Raw genomic sequence first — 13229 nt, 5'->3', positions numbered from 1 at the left:
CCCCTGCCGAGGCAGGGGCCTTCTTCATGAGTCCTACACCGCGGTCGCCTCGACCGAGCGGTACTGGCGAGCCAGCAGCGTCACCGCCACCTCGAAGGCCGCCAGCAGGATCACGATGACGAAGAGGCCGGTCCAGGACGACCAGATCAGCGCCGCCAGCACCGCCACGATCACGCCGCCGATCCGCACCGGGTCGAGGTTTCGAGCCACGAAGCCCGGGCCCTTCGCCCCCACGATGCGGGCGCCGGCGACCGTGCCGTGCCCGGCCGCCACGGCGCCGCGCCGCACCTGGCCGCGCAGCCACACCGGGAACCGTCCCGGGCCGGCCAGGTAGCCGATCAGCGCGAGCACCACCCCGATCACGATGATCTGCACGCCGCGCTCGCGGAGCACGCTGAACACCGTCGTGACCGTGGCGTCGACACCGGATCGGTAGACGCCCTCGGGCACGGCGTCGAGGATCTCGCGCTTCACCGCCCGGAGCACGACCGTCACCGCCACCGCGGCGATCACCAGCCAGACGCCGAGCTGGACCATGGTCCGCCGACGCCGCGGGGAGATCGCGAACGCGGCGAGCAGCAGCACCACGGTCAGCGCCACGAACGCCACGAGGTAGCGTTTCGCCGCTACGACCGCCTGCTGGGCCTCGTACAACTGACCGGAATCGTAGACCGTGAACTGGGCGAAGTTGGCGGGCAGCGTCACCCCGACGGCCTCCTCGATCCGCAGCCGCAGATTGGCCGGGATCTCCCCGCTGCTGAGGTCGGGCAGGGTGATCGTTTTGCCGAACAGCGTCGGCAACTGCGCGCTGAGCTCCCGCAACACCTGATTGATCAGTGGCAGCAGGTCGATCTGCACGCTGTCCGAGGTCGTGGTCACCACCTCGCTGCGACCCTCCAGCACGGCGATGGCCCGCTGGTGCAGCTGCTGGTTGAGCGAGACCCAGATGGCCTGGAAACGTTCACTGCCCAGCACGTTCTCGACGGTCTTGTGGACCTGCTCGCGCAGCTGACCGGCGATCGGCCCGGCCACGAAGGCCGCCTGCGGGGGCAACACCTGCTGCAGCCGCTCCTGCACGTTGATCACGGTGAAGAGCTGGGTGGTGGCGTATTCCGCGACGGCCGCGTTGACCTGGGGGTCCGCCGGCAGCGGCGCCACCGTCGCCACCCAGCGGTCGGTGTTCAGCGTCGTCCGCGCCGCCCACAGCCCCACCACGCTGGTCACCAGGCAGAAGGCGGCCAGCACGACGAGCACTGCGGCGAGGCCCGAGCGGATGGTCCGGGCCATCGGCCGCCGCCGGGGGCGTTCGTCCAATCGGGCGCGCAGGTCGGCCAGTTCGGCCTTGAGGCGCGAGACCTCGTCACTTTCCGGTACGCCGGGAGCACCGTCGTCCGGAGTCTGCACCGGAAGCTCGTCGGTGACCTCGTCCGGGGCGCGGGGACCGTTCGGGATGCTGGTATCGGGTCGATCGACCGGGAGCGTCATGGCGGCCCCTCCTCGAAGGGTTCGAAAGGCGCCGGCGAGGCGCCGGATCGCGCGGGACCACTGGCACGCTCGCCGACTGCCGACGACGCTCCCGGACCCGCCGCCCGCTCACCTCACCCACCACGGATGAACCCGTCCGGGGTCCGCCGGAGAGAGAATTCGGGCAGGCGCTTTCATCCGCGACGGGTGAGGAGGGCGCGCCGCCGTTCGCGCAGGCTGAGGCAATGGCATTCGGGCCGCTGGAACTGATGGTGTTGTCCTTCCCCGCCGACCAGTTGAGCGAGGGTGTCCGCGCGACTCTCAACCGGCTGGCCGCGGCCGGGGAGATGCGCGTGGTCGACGCCCTGGTCGTCCGTACGAATGCGGCCGGCGGCGCGTACTCCGTGGAGCTGAGCCAGCTCGTGGGACTGCGCGGCGACCGGACACGGCTGGCCCGGCTGGCGACCGGGTTGATCACCGAATCGGACATCCGTGAGGTGGCGGAGCTGTTGGACGACGAGACCGACGCCCTGGCCGTGCTGCTGGAACACCGCTGGGTCCGCGACCTGGCGGGCCCGGTGGCGGCGTCCCGGGGAAACATCGTGGCGCTCACCCACATCTCCGGTGCGCCCGGGCACTGCCGAGTCCTGACCGGCACGACGATCTGACGAGCAAGCGAAAAGGAGTATCGATGCCTGACGAACTTCTGGAGATGGGTCCCATCGACTATCTGTGCGTGGAGTTCCCCGACGGCAGCCTGAAGGGTGACGCCTTCCCGCTGCTGCTCGACCTGGTGGACCGGCACATCATCCGGGTGCTCGACATCGCGTTCGTCCGCAAGAACCTGGACGGCACGGTCACCGCGATCGAGGGGCGTGACCTCGACTTCGCCGAGCTGGGGGCGTTCCACGGCGCCGCCTCGGGAATGCTCGGCGGCGACGATCTGCGGGAGGCGGGCGAGGTGCTCACCGCCGGATCGGCAGCGGTGCTGCTGGTCTACGAGAACACCTGGGCGGCCCCGCTCGCCGTCAAGCTGCGGCAGAACGGCGCGCAGCTGGTGGCCGGCGGCCGGATCCCGGTGCAGGCCCTGATCGCGGCATTGGACGAGACCGAGTCGGCGTTCGTGCCGGCCGTCTCCCAGCTCGGAGGACGGTGATCGACATGCCTGGACTTCTGCGAGGTATGGCCCGGACCGCGGTGATCGCCGGCACGGCGACCGCCGTCTCGAACCGCGTCTCCCGCCGCCAGGCCGGCCGGTGGCAACGGCAGGCCGACGAGGAGGACATGCGCCAGCAGTACGACGATCAGCAGTACCAGCAGCAGCAACCACAGCAGCCGCAGCAGGTCTACGTGGCCGCCCCGGTTCCGGCCGCCCCGGCGGCGGATCCGATGGCCGCGAAGATCGAGCAGCTGCAGAAGCTCGGTGAGCTGAAGACGCAGGGTGTGCTGACCGACGCCGAGTTCGAGGCGCAGAAGGCCCGCATCCTCAACTCATAGAGAAGCCACAACGAGATGGCCGGCCACAACGAAGTGGCCGGCCATCGGTGCAGTCAGTGCAGGAGGACCGCGGGCGCCGTCTCCTCGGCGAGAGCGCCGATGAAACCACTGGTCGGGCCGTACCTCTGCCAGAGCCGCAGCTGGCGCGCCGCGCCGGTGCCCTCGCGCCGCAGGCGCTCGAAGCCCGCGTAGATCTCACCGGTGTCGCCCAGGGCGTCCAGCTGCGGAGTGATCTTGGCAAGCAGCCGGTCGCCGCCCTCACCCACCGGATCGGCGCCCCGGGCCGCGGCCAGCAGCTGCTCGCTCACCTGGTGCCCGGGTGGCGGCAGCACCTTGACGTGCTGCTTCACGTCCTCGATCAGGGCGGCGACCAGAGCCCGCGTCACGCCGGCGAAGAGCACCGTGTCGGCGACCGCCAGGCCGGTGTCCGCGATCCGGATCTCGATCGTCGGGAACCGGGCCGAGAGCCGGGCCATGAAGTGCACCCCTGCGACGTCGACGGCCGTGCCCGCCTCGATCAGCTCGCTGACCTCCTGGTCGTAGCGTTCCGCGCTCGGCCAGATCGACGGCGGCCGGAACGTCGGCCAGCTCATCTGGGTCGGATAGCGGTAGCTCTGCCAGCCGGTGTCGCTCGCTCCCGCGACCGGCGAGTTCACGGTGAGCGCCAGCAGGGCCGGTAGCCAGGGGCGCAGCCGGGTCAGCACCGCGGTGGCCAGCTCCCGGTCCGGTACGCCGATGTGGACGTGGCAGCCGCAGCAGGCGCCCGCCTCGGTCGCGTCCGGGAAACGGCGAGCCATCTCGCGGTATCGGCCGTGCCCGCTGAGCGCGTCGACCGGCCCGGCCGGCAGCGGCACCGCACCGCTCGCGACCAGATAGGTCCCGGATCGCTCGGCGGCCTCCGCCGTCGTCAGCCGCAGCCCGGCCAGCTCGCGCCGCAGATCGTCCAGGCCGGTGTGGATCGAGGTCGTCGTCTCCACCTGATAGGCCATGTACTCCGGCTTCACCCGGTCGTCCGCGTCCATCCGGCGGACCACCTCGGATGCCTTCGGCGCGACCGCCCCATCGGGCTCCAGCAGCAGGAACTCTTCTTCGACACCCATCGTGAGCACGTGATCAGCGTGCGATCCGCCCGGTGGGAGCGGCCTCATCCCGGCGGGGTGACAGGGACCCGGATGACCGTGGTGCCGGCCACCAGATCGGGCAGGCCCTGGTGCCGGCGGTTCACGACCAGCCAGAGCGCGCCGATCGGGAAATAGGCCAGCAGCAGGGCGCGGACCAGCGCGGCGAACCAGTGGATCCGCGATCCGTCGACGCGGATCACCCGCAGGCCGAGCACCGCCATCCCCGGGGTGCGCCCGGCGAGCAGCCAGAAGAGCGCGCAGTACACCGCCATGATCGACGGCAGGAAGATCAGGTACGACGAGGAGATGAGGTGACCGAGCTCGCCCGCCCATCCGCCCACCACCGAGGCGATCATCGCGAAGACGGTGACCGACCCTCCGGTCAGCAGCGCGACGAAGAACGCGTCGGCCCCGTAGGCCAGTGCCCGGCTGACCAGCCCTGCGTACTCACCCGTCTGGATCACCCGGGACTGGGTCACGCCGGCCTCCTCGTTCCCCTGTTTGACGAGATTCGTGCCGGACTTGTACGCGACGACGCCGTTGACCATCTGCCCGGCGCCGTCCGGATGGGCGCCGGGCGTCTCGGGCAGAGCTGTCATGGCGTCTCGGCGGCACCGTCACGACGGCTCATCCGCAGGGTGAGCCGGTCCACCGCCGCGTCACCGGCCGCCGCGCCGCTGCGCACCCGGCCGACCATCTCGCCGACCACGGTGTCTCGCTGGCCGCGGACCAGCCCCTGGATCCGGTCCGGCTCCTTCGCCAGCGTGCCGAGGATCCGGTCCACCTGGAAGTCCACGATCCGGTTGACCAGCGCCGAGGTGGCCATCCTGGTCACCGCGGCGTCCATCGCCTCGGCCAGCTGACTCTGGCCGCGCTGCCGTTCGGTCTCGCCGCGCCGGCGCAGCTCCTCCAGCTGCGCCGCCAGTTCGACGACCCGTTCCTGCGCCCTGCCGCGCAGCTCACCGGCCTGGGCGCGCAGTTCGCCGGCCTTGCCCAGCAGGCCGTTCTCCGGCGGCTCGACGGTACGGATCTTCTCCACCGCCTCGGTGGTGCCTTCCCGGGCCCGGAAGGCGGCGCCCAGTGCAAGGTCACCGAACGCCTTCAGCCCTGGCAGGTTCATCGCGCGCTCCCCACAGTCGTCGCTTGCCCAACCGCGACCCTCCGCCGCAGGACCGCCTTGCGGATCTCGGTCGGCAGGATCACGATCGCGCCGGCGATCAGGCAGATCAGCCATTGACCGACGTCCAGGCTGGTGGTGTGCAGGATCTTCTGGAACAGGCCGAACTCGGTGGCCAGCACGATCGCGGCGGCCGACATCGCGCTGGTGATCAGGAAGCGCCGGTCGTCGAACGTCTCCAGGCTGAACACCGATCGCAGATCACTGCGGACGGTCAGCGAGAAGGCCAGGTTCGCGATCGAGAACGCGGTGAGGCCGAGCGTACGGCCGGTGTCCACGTCCCACGAGTTGTCGCCCCACCAGATGACCAGCAGGGTAGCCGCGGCCATCACCAGGCCGAGGGTGCTGAGCCAGTAGAGCGACGGACGGCTCAGCAGCGGCTCGTCCGAGCGCCGCGGTCTGTTCTTCATGATGTCCGGGTCGGCCTTGCCGTACCCGAGACCCACCGACTGGAAGACCTGGGTGGTGAAGTTCAGCCAGAGGCTCTGCAACGGCACGAACGGCACACCGGACGCGATGTTGAGGATGCTCGACGCGAGGAACGTGACGATCATGCCGACCAGCACGCCCATCTGGAAGAAGATGTACTTCTTCAGGTTCGCGTAGAGCGACCGGCCCAGCTCGACGGCCTTGACGATGGTGGCGAAGTCGTCGTCGGTGAGGATCATCGCGGCGGCCTCTTTGCTGACCTCGGTGCCGGTGATACCCATGGCGATGCCGATGTCGGCCTTCTTCAGCGCCGGGGCGTCGTTCACCCCGTCGCCGGTCATCGCGACGATGTGGCCCTTGCGCTTGAGCACCTCGACGAGGCGGACCTTGTGCTCGGGCGTGACCCGGGCGATCACCCCGATGCCGTCGATCTCCCGGTCCGCCTCCTCGTCGCTCATCGCGCCGAACTCGGCCCCGGTGATGGCCCGGCCCCGGATGCCCAGCTTCCCGGCGATCGCCGCGGCGGTCACCGCGTGGTCGCCGGTGATCATGCGGACCTCGATGCCGGCCGAGTGCGCCTCCGCGATCGCGGCCCGGGCCTGCGGGCGTGGCGGGTCGACGATGCCGACCAGGGCCAGCACGGTCATCCCGTCGAGCAGGGGTAGCAGGTCGGCAGCCGGATCGAAGGTCGCCGGGTCGAAGTCCTTGCGGCCGGTCGCCATGACCCGCAGGCCCTGCTCGGCCAGCCGGGTGTTCTCCGCCAGGTAACGCTCGCGGAAGGCGTCGTCGACCGGGATGAGCGACAGGTCCTCGGGCGCCGGGGCGTACGCGGCCCGCGCCAGCAGCTGGTCCGGCGCGCCCTTGACGAAGCAGCGGACGACCTCGCGCCCCTGGCCGTCGGTCATCCGGTGGAACGTCGCCATCATCTTGTACGCCGCGTCGAACGGCAGCTCGGCGACCCGCGGGTACTTCTCCCGGGTCGCGACGGCGTCCAGCCCGCCCTTCTCGGCGAGCACCACGAGAGCGCCCTCGGTCGGGTCGCCGATCATCGTGCCGTCGTTCACCACCGCGTCCGAGGCGAGCGTCATCGGCAGCAGGAAGTCCTCGAGCGGCACGTCCGGCTGCCCGGCCACCCGCTTGATCGTGCCGGTGGTGGAGTAACCGCTCCCGGAGATCGTGTACCGCCGCCCCGGGATGGTCATCTCGGTCGCGGTCATCTGGTTCAGCGTCAGCGTGCCGGTCTTGTCCGAGTTGATCGCCGAGGTGGAGCCGAGCGTCTCGGTCGACCGCAGCCGTTTCACGATCGCGTTCGCCTTGGCCAGCAGCTGGGTGCCGAGCGACAGGATCGTGGTGACCACGGCCGGCAGACCGGTCGGGATGGCCGAGACCGCGAACGCCACGGCCGCCGTGAAGACCACGTTGAATTCGTTGCCCCGGGCCAGGTTGATGATCACCGAGGCGAGCAGCGCGATGCCGGCGATCACCAGGATCTGGTTGGTGAGCTTGCTCAGCTGCCGGGTGAGCGGGGTGTCCGCGTCCTTCTCGGTCTGCAGCATCCCGGAGATCCGGCCGACCTCGGTGGACATGCCGATCGCGGTGACCAGCAGCTCGCCGGCGCCCCGGGTGACGTTGGTGTTCATGTAGGCCATGTCGGAGCGGTCGCCGAGCGGGGTGTCCTCGCCGGTCACCGGGGCGATGTCCTTCGCCACCGGCAGGCTCTCGCCGGTCAGCGCCGACTCGTCGATCTCCAGCGTGGCGGCCCGCAGCAGCCGGCCGTCGGCGGGCACCACGTCACCCGCCTCCAGGAGGACGACGTCACCGGGCACCAGCTCTTCGGCGGGCAGCTCGGTGAGTGAGCCGTCCCGGCGTACCCGGGCCTTGATGATCATCATTTTTTGAAGTGCGTCGATCGCCGCGGCGGCCTTGCCCTCCTGGCGCAGGCCGAGGACCGCGTTGATCAGCGTCAGGACGATCAGCAGGATGCCGGTGCCCCACTGCTTGAGCGGGTAGAGGCTGCCCAGGCCGGCGCAGAGCAGGACGATCTGCATCGGATCCGCGTACTGCCTGACGAAGGCCTTCCACCGGGGCTCCTTCTTGGCCTCGGTGAACTTGTTCGGGCCGTACCTCTCGCGCCGGCTCGTCACCTCCTGCGCGGCGAGACCGCGCTGCTGGTCGACCTGCTCGCGTTCGAGGGCCTCCGGGATGGACAGGACGTGGAAGGCCGGGGCCTCGGGGGGCGTCGTCATCGTTGCCATGGACTCAGCGCCTCTCACCGGTACTGCGGCGGGTAGGACTGCGGCGGATATGTCCTCGGCGCCGGCCGGGGCGGGATCATGATGGTCGCGGACCGGGCGACGCCGGCCACCAGCGAGCCGATCGCGATACCCAGCACGAAGTTCAGCCCGGCCGTGTACATCCGCGCGCCGAGGCTGCCGTCGGTCACGAACGGCGCGAGCATCGCCACGACCGTGCTGAGGCCGACCACCCAGCCGAAGAACCGCATCGGCCGGGGCGTGGTCAGGATCAGCGCGTGCACCAGCCCGGTGGCGAGCAGGGCGGCCACCGCAGCACCGAACGCGTACCACCCGGTGCTGGCGTCACCCCAGGTTCCCTGCCCCTTCGGCGCGAGCACGTCGATGTCGAAGAGGCCACGGCCGAGCAGGATGCCGGCGATGGCGATGAGGGCGGCGACGGCGGCGGTCGCCGCGCCGCCCGCCCAGAGTTTGCCGCCGTTCACCGTGGGGCGCGGCGTCGGGTCGAGCGGCGCGTTCATACCGGTCATGCCGTCCTCCAGGGCATCGGGGATAACATTCCCGAGCCTGGATCCGGAAGGACTTCGCCGCCTCATCCGGCGGGGGTGAAACGAACCTCTGAACGATTCGGCGCCCCGCCCCGTACTCAGGTCCGTTGGGGGCGGCGCCGGCACTGAGGAGGACCACCGTGGCACGGACCGGAATCGATACGTCGATCCTGCACAAGGGAGCACACAGCGCTTCCTACTTCGATCTGGCCCGCGCGGCCGGCGACGGTGCGGAGATCGTCGACTTCTGCATTCCGTGCAACCCGTACTTCCCGACCCCGGAGATGTTCGACGAGCTGACCCGGGAGCTGAAGAGCATCCTGAAGTACTACCCGAGCGACTCGGCCACCATCACCAAGAAGCTGGCGAGCGTGCTCAACCTGCACCCGCAGACGGTCGCCATGGCGAACGGCTCCACCGAGCTGATCACCTGGATCGACCACCTGCTGATCAAGGAGAGCGTCGCGATCCCGATCCCGACCTTCGGCCGCTGGACCGATCAGCCGCTGGAGACCGGCAAGCGCGTCGACATGTTCCCGCTGCAGGAGCGCGACGGCTTCCGCCTCGACCTCGAGGAGTACGTCGAGTTCATCCGCGAGCGCAAGTCCCGGGTCGCGGTCATCTGCAACGTGAACAACCCGGACGGCAACTACCTCCCCCGGCGTGACGTCATCCGGTTCATGGACGCGCTCAGCGACCTCGACCTGGTCGTCGTCGACGAGTCGTTCATCGACTTCTCGGACGCCGAGCGTTACCCCTCGGTCGGCCCGGACGCGGTGATCCGGCCGAACGCCGTCGTCCTGAAGAGCCTCGGCAAGAACTTCGGCCTGCACGGCATCCGCTTCGGATACATGCTGGCCAATCCCGCGATCGCCGGCAAGATCGCGAAGATGCTGCCGAAGTGGAACCTCAACTCGCTGGCCGAGAAGGTCGTTCACATGATCTCCGACCACGAGATGGAGTACGAGGAGAGCCTGCGCCTGCTCAGCCGTGACCGCCGCTCGATGGCCCGCGAGCTGAGCCGCATCCCCGGCCTGACCGTCTTCCCGTCGCAGGGCAACTTCTTCCTGGTGAAGCTGCCGACCGAGTGGTCCGGTGTGGCCCTGCGCGACTTCCTGGTCGCCAACCACGGCATCATGACCCGGGAGTGCGGCAACAAGCTCGGCATGACCAGCCAGTTCATGCGGCTCGTGGTACGGCCCACGCAGGACGTGGACCGGCTGGTCGACGGCATGATGGATTACGGTCAGCGGTTCCACAACCGCTCGGTCTACGACGCCGACCCGCTGGAGCAGAGCGGCCGCCGCTGGGCCGAGGCGGCGTACGAGGAACAGCCGGACAACCTGATCCCGTACCCGGGCCAGGACCGCCGCTCGGAGTACACGGCACGCCGGGCCGCCGTGAGCTGACCCTCAGTTCGTCCCCGCCCCCGCCGAACAGACCCAGGACGAGTCGGTTCGCAGAGGGCGGGGGCGCATGACCTACCGCAGGTCGCTGACGCACACCGTGATCTTCTCGGTGGCGTACGCGGCTGCGACGGCCGCCGGGCGGGCCACCGTCATGGACGACGCGAACCTGAGCCTGGTCTGGCCGGCGGCCGGGATCGCCGCCATCTGGTTCAGCAGGCAGTGGGATTCGCCGCTGCGCTGGCTGGACTTCCTGGCGCTCGCTTCGATCACGATCGCGGTGAACATGCGGACCGGGGCCACCCCGGCGATGTCGGCGATCTTCGTGGCGGCCAACCTGGCGCAGGCCGTCGTCTTCGTCCGCCTGATCCGCCGCTGGCGTCCCGGGCTCTGGGGCGCCGGCGGCACCGCCCCGCTGCGCAGCCCGCCGGACCTGTGGGCCCTGCTGGCCGCGGCCTTCGGCGCCACGGTCGCCGGCGCGATCGTCGGCCCTTCCGTGGTGTGGCTGGTGACCGGCCACTTCTCCTGGCCGTCGGCGTCGGTGTGGCTGTGCCGGAACACCGCGAGCATCCTGATCGTCGGCGCCGCCGGGTTCTGCCTCGGGCCGCTCCTCTCCCGCGGCCCGTCACCGCGGAGGCTGCGTACTCCCCGGTACTTCGAGTACGCCGCCTTCCTTCTCTGTTCGGCCGCCTGCCACCTGGCCGGCTTCTCGTTCAGCCACGGCCTCCCGCTCGCGTTCCTGCTGATGGGCGTCACGGTCTGGGCCGGCGCCCGGCTGGCGACCTCGTTCGTGGCGGTGCACAACCTGCTCGCCGGCGCCATCGTGGTGCTCTTCACCCTGGACGACGTCGGCCCCTTCGCGGACATCGGCGACAACGCCGCCCGGGCCGTCGTGGCCCAGCTCTTCGTCACGGTGAGCGCGGTGATCGCCCTCTCCCTGGCCCTCGGCCGCGACGAGCGGGCCACCCTGCTCGGCGAGCTCGCCGCCGAACGGGCCGAACTGGAGGAGCAGCGGCAGCAGGCCGCCGAGCGCGCCGAGCTGTTCCGGGCGATCATCGACTCGACCGCCGACGGCCTCGCCGTGATCGACGACCAGGGCACGGTGACGCTGCGGAACCCGGCCGCGGTCCGCCTGCTCGGCGAGCACTACAGCTTCTTCCACCTGGACGGCACCCCGCTCGGCGAGGCCGAGATGCCGCATGCCCGCGCGCTGGCCGGCGAGCAGCTCCAGGACGTGCAGATCCTCGTCCGCAACCGGGAGGTGCCGGAGGGCCGGGTGATCAGCGTCCGGGCCACCACGCTGCTCGACCGCTCCGGCCGGCGCAGCGCCGTGATCCTCTTCCACGACGCCACGGCCGAGCGGCGGCACCGGGACGAGCTCACCAACTTCGCCGGGGTGGTCGCGCACGACCTGCTCAACCCGGTCACCACGATCGAGGGCTGGAGCGATTTCGCCGGTGAGTCGCTCCGCCTGCTGCCGGACTCGCCGGAGGCCGAGGACGCCCGGGACGGCCTGGCCCGCGTGCACCGGGCGGCCCGGCGGATGCGAGGTCTGATCGACGGGTTGCTCGCCTATACGACGGCCCGGGACGCGACGGTGGCCACCGTCCCGGTCGACCTGGGACAGGTCGTCACCGAGGTGACGGTGGCCCGGCTGGACGCGGCGATCGCGGCCGGACTGCCGGTGCCCCGGTTCACCGTGGGCGATCTGCCCGTCGTGCAGGCCGACCCGGTGCTGATCCGGCAGCTGGTGGACAACCTGATCGGCAACGCGGTCAAGTACACCGCCCCCGGCGTCACCCCGGAGCTGGGCATCACCGCGGAGCCGGACGACGACCTGATCCGGGTCCGGATCGCCGACAACGGCATCGGCATCCCGGCCGGCCAGCACGAGGCGATCTTCGGCAACTTCCATCGCGCACACCGGGCCGGGGCGTACACCGGGACCGGTCTGGGCCTGGCCATCTGCAAACGGATCGTGGAACGGCACGGTGGCACGATCGCGGCCGAGGACCGGCCGTCCGGTGGATCGATCTTCACCTTCACCATCCCGCCCGCCTCCGGTTCCTCTCAGTTCGGCATCGCCCGGGCCGAAGAGCAGTCGTGGAGGGAGCCCCGCCGATGAGCCGAGACCACCAGGAACTGGCGAGACTGGCCGCGCTCCGGTCGTACCAGGTCCTCGACCGGCCCCGGCCCGTCGTCCTCGACGACCTCACCCGCCTCGCCGCGAACATGTTCGACACCCCGATCTCGGCGGTCTCGCTGATCGACCACGACCGGCAGTGGTTCGCCGGCCGGGTCGGGCTGGCCGAGTCGCAGACCCCGCTCGACGTGTCGTTCTGCGCGCACGTGGTGCCGGCCCGGGCGCCGCTGATCGTCCCGGACGCCACGAAGGACTCGCGGTTCGCCGACTACGCCAACGTCGCCGGCGAGCCCGGGATCCGCTTCTACGCCGGTGCGCCGGTGATCGACGAGGACGGACACGTGCTGGGTGCGATGTGCGTGGTCGACACCCAGCCGCGGGAGGTCAGCGACCGGCAGGTGGACGACCTCGTCACGTTCGCCCGGCAGGCCGCCGGCCACCTCTCCGCGCTCCGCGGCCGGCTGCGGGTCGCCGACCTCGGCGACGAGCTGGCCCGGTCGTCGCAGCGCGAGGACGACCTGGTCGCGACGATCACCCACGAGTTGCGGACGCCGGTCGCGATCATCCAGGGCTATCTGGAGGTGCTCGGCGAACAGGACGGACTGGAGGAGTACCGGCGGCTGATCGACCCGATCCACCGCAACGGGCGGCGGCTCGTCGAGATGGTCGACCACATCCTGGCCGGCACCCGCCCGGCGGAGGCGCCGATCCCGGCCCCGGTCACCACTGTCGACCTGAACACGGTGGCGGCCGCGGCGACCGCGGCGTGCCGGTCGCTGATCGTGATGCGCGGCGGCCCGGTCGACCTGGCCGCGTACGAGCCGGTCCCGATCCAGGCCGACCTGGCCCGGCTCACCCACGCGGTCGAGCAACTGCTCCGCAACGCGCTGTTCTTCACCCCGCCGGACCGGCCCATCATGATCCGCATCGAGGCCGTCCCGGCGGCGGCCATCGAGGTCCGGGACGGCGGCTGCGGCATCCCCGAGGACGAGTTGCCACTGATCTTCGACCGGTTCTTCCGCGGACGGCGGGCGCGGGAGAACGCCGTGCCCGGCGTCGGACTGGGCCTCACCATCGCCCGCAACATCGTCCGCGCCCACCACGGCGACCTGATCGTGCAGAACACCGCGGACGGCGTCTGCGCCCGGATCGCGCTGCCCGGCCCGTCCGGCCGTCGCTGAGAGCCGGCGTG

12 protein-coding genes are annotated in these 13229 nt (G+C 70.7%); 6 read left to right on the top strand and 6 right to left on the bottom strand.

Annotation, left to right across the window (positions count from 1 at the left end; all coding sequences use genetic code 11):
• Positions 1 to 33: 33 nt before the first annotated feature.
• Entirely contained in the window at positions 34 to 1485 is a 1452-nt protein-coding gene (locus EP757_RS19895) for a hypothetical protein (protein ID WP_232050586.1), read from the bottom strand.
• Between the two features lie 224 nt (positions 1486 to 1709).
• Here EP757_RS19895 and EP757_RS19890 point away from each other — a divergent pair, with 224 nt between their 5' ends.
• From EP757_RS19890 to EP757_RS19880, 3 genes are read left to right on the top strand one after another with little or no spacing between them, the layout of a single operon-like run.
• On the top strand, positions 1710 to 2132 hold the full coding sequence (locus tag EP757_RS19890) for a DUF6325 family protein (protein WP_127548171.1): 423 nt from the start codon (positions 1710 to 1712) through the stop codon (positions 2130 to 2132).
• A gap of 23 nt (positions 2133 to 2155) precedes the next feature.
• The gene (locus EP757_RS19885; RefSeq protein WP_174262420.1) at positions 2156 to 2620 is read left to right on the top strand and encodes a DUF6325 family protein; all 465 of its coding nucleotides are present in this window, start codon (positions 2156 to 2158) and stop codon (positions 2618 to 2620) included.
• Positions 2621 to 2625: 5 nt separating this feature from the next.
• Positions 2626 to 2961 carry an SHOCT domain-containing protein gene (locus EP757_RS19880; protein WP_127548169.1) on the top strand — a complete coding sequence of 112 codons (336 nt, stop codon included), beginning with the start codon at positions 2626 to 2628 and terminating at the stop codon, positions 2959 to 2961.
• Positions 2962 to 3014: 53 nt separating this feature from the next.
• Here the strand turns inward: EP757_RS19880 and EP757_RS19875 are convergent, their stop codons facing one another.
• From EP757_RS19875 to EP757_RS19855, 5 genes are read right to left on the bottom strand one after another with little or no spacing between them, the layout of a single operon-like run.
• Positions 3015 to 4061 carry a YbdK family carboxylate-amine ligase gene (locus tag EP757_RS19875; protein ID WP_232050585.1) on the bottom strand — a complete coding sequence of 349 codons (1047 nt, stop codon included), beginning with the start codon at positions 4059 to 4061 and terminating at the stop codon, positions 3015 to 3017.
• Positions 4062 to 4105: 44 nt separating this feature from the next.
• Positions 4106 to 4681 carry an RDD family protein gene (locus EP757_RS19870; protein WP_232050584.1) on the bottom strand — a complete coding sequence of 192 codons (576 nt, stop codon included), beginning with the start codon at positions 4679 to 4681 and terminating at the stop codon, positions 4106 to 4108.
• Positions 4678 to 5202, bottom strand: a complete 525-nt coding sequence (locus EP757_RS19865) for a hypothetical protein (RefSeq protein ID WP_127548165.1) — start codon at positions 5200 to 5202, stop codon at positions 4678 to 4680. Before EP757_RS19865 ends, EP757_RS19870 begins: the two co-directional genes overlap by 4 nt.
• Positions 5199 to 7934, bottom strand: coding sequence for an HAD-IC family P-type ATPase (locus tag EP757_RS19860; protein ID WP_232050583.1), 2736 nt, complete (start codon positions 7932 to 7934; stop codon positions 5199 to 5201). Before EP757_RS19860 ends, EP757_RS19865 begins: the two co-directional genes overlap by 4 nt.
• A 23-nt stretch (positions 7935 to 7957) precedes the next feature.
• On the bottom strand, positions 7958 to 8470 hold the full coding sequence (locus EP757_RS19855; protein ID WP_127548161.1) for a DUF6069 family protein: 513 nt from the start codon (positions 8468 to 8470) through the stop codon (positions 7958 to 7960).
• A gap of 158 nt (positions 8471 to 8628) precedes the next feature.
• On the opposite strand from EP757_RS19855, the gene EP757_RS19850 reads away from it, so the two are divergent.
• The 3 genes from EP757_RS19850 to EP757_RS19840 all read left to right on the top strand — a co-directional run bounded on the left by EP757_RS19850 (position 8629) and on the right by EP757_RS19840 (position 13218).
• The gene (locus tag EP757_RS19850; RefSeq protein ID WP_127548159.1) at positions 8629 to 9897 is read left to right on the top strand and encodes a histidinol-phosphate transaminase; all 1269 of its coding nucleotides are present in this window, start codon (positions 8629 to 8631) and stop codon (positions 9895 to 9897) included.
• A 67-nt stretch (positions 9898 to 9964) separates the two neighbouring features.
• Positions 9965 to 12019, top strand: a complete 2055-nt coding sequence (locus EP757_RS19845) for an ATP-binding protein (protein ID WP_127548157.1) — start codon at positions 9965 to 9967, stop codon at positions 12017 to 12019.
• Positions 12016 to 13218, top strand: coding sequence for a GAF domain-containing sensor histidine kinase (locus EP757_RS19840; protein ID WP_127548155.1), 1203 nt, complete (start codon positions 12016 to 12018; stop codon positions 13216 to 13218). The genes EP757_RS19845 and EP757_RS19840 overlap by 4 nt, the downstream gene beginning before the upstream one ends.
• The last annotated feature ends 11 nt before the right edge of the window (positions 13219 to 13229 follow it).

It is taken from the genome of Actinoplanes sp. OR16, assembly GCF_004001265.1.
GTDB lineage: Bacteria > Actinomycetota > Actinomycetes > Mycobacteriales > Micromonosporaceae > Actinoplanes.
This window is presented reverse-complemented; position numbering and strand designations above follow the sequence as displayed.